Source organism: Prevotella sp. MGM2, assembly GCF_002933955.1.
GTDB lineage: Bacteria > Bacteroidota > Bacteroidia > Bacteroidales > Bacteroidaceae > Alloprevotella.
The window spans coordinates 1-1,128 of the sequence record NZ_BEWW01000050.1; the positions used below are offsets into that span (position 1 = coordinate 1).

Below are 1,128 nucleotides of genomic sequence, written 5' to 3' on the forward strand. Positions count from 1 at the left end.
CTGACCAAGACCACATTCAATAACTTAATCTATTTATTTTTTACAATGAAGAGAGAACCAAACATTACAGAGCAGCAGGCTCGTGAAATCGTGGAAAAAATGGGACGCAGGGAATCCTACACTCCCAAGTCTGTGGATGACTTTTACAGGAGAATCGGTCTGGAGCCGGAGGAACTGGAACAGCCCGGCAAGACCATCACGAAAGAAGCGGAGATGGTTATGGCTGATGAAACGACAGAAGAAGCGGCAATGCCGCAGAAGCGCATCAGCAGCAAGCAGCGCAGGCTGTCTTTGGAGGAGTACCGCACCACCTATCTCCAAGTCCCCAAGATTATCAACCGCAAGCCTGTGTTCGTCAGTGAGACGGTACGTGACGAACTGGACAAGGTTGTCCGCTACCTCGGAGGAAAAGGCATGAGCGCATCCGGACTTATCGAGAACCTTGTCCGCCTGCACCTCTATGCCTACCGGAATGACATCGAGCAGTGGCGCAAACTCTGACGGGATTACGGTGGAACCGGTTGAGCCGCTGGATGCACTCCATCGGTTCGACCGATACACAAGGTGAGTTATTACACTCGGAAATCAATCCGACAAGCGGAGGATTTTTGGTGTCCTCAAAGACACAGCAAGATATATTTTCAGTTACCCGAATAATTCTAAGTAACTGAAAATCCTTGCACCGCCGTGGGCAGAATTATCCTCCACAGTCGGATAATTTCGGGGTTCTTTAATCGAAGATTAGGCTATGGATGAACCATTAAACTAAAAGAATAAGAAGAATGAAAAAGAAGAGCAAGTACGGGAGAAATCCCAAGTTGGACCCGAAGACGCACTGCGTGATGGTACGCTTCGATGATGAGGAATGGAACAGGTTCCTGACGATGTACGAGGAATCGAATGTGTACGCGAAAGCCGTCTTTCTCAAGGCGCACTTTTTCGGACAGAAGTTCAAGGTACTGAAAGTGGACAAGACGCTGGTGGACTACTACACCAAGTTGTCAGATTTCCATGCCCAGTTCCGCGGCATTGGAACCAATTACAACCAAGTCGTGAAGGAATTGCGCATCCATTTTTCGGAGAAGAAGGCGATGGCGTTGCTCTACAAGTTGGAGAAACATACCATCG

General features: G+C 48.5%; 2 protein-coding genes. Both read left to right on the forward strand.

Annotated features, from left to right (window positions below; genetic code table 11):
- The first annotated feature begins 45 nt into the window (after positions 1-45).
- Positions 46-501 carry a DUF3408 domain-containing protein gene (locus C5S62_RS01315; RefSeq protein WP_104403738.1) on the forward strand — a complete coding sequence of 152 codons (456 nt, stop codon included), beginning with the start codon at positions 46-48 and terminating at the stop codon, positions 499-501.
- Positions 502-782: 281 nt separating this feature from the next.
- Positions 783-1,128, forward strand: a 346-nt coding sequence (gene mobA / locus C5S62_RS01325) for a conjugal transfer protein MobA (RefSeq protein WP_104403737.1), incomplete at its 3' end; no start/stop codon positions are given.

Excerpts from the sequence above, each read along its gene's own strand:
- C5S62_RS01315 (WP_104403738.1), top strand. The coding sequence starts at position 46 with ATGAAGAGAGAACCAAACATTACAGAGCAGCAGGCTCGTGAAATCGTG.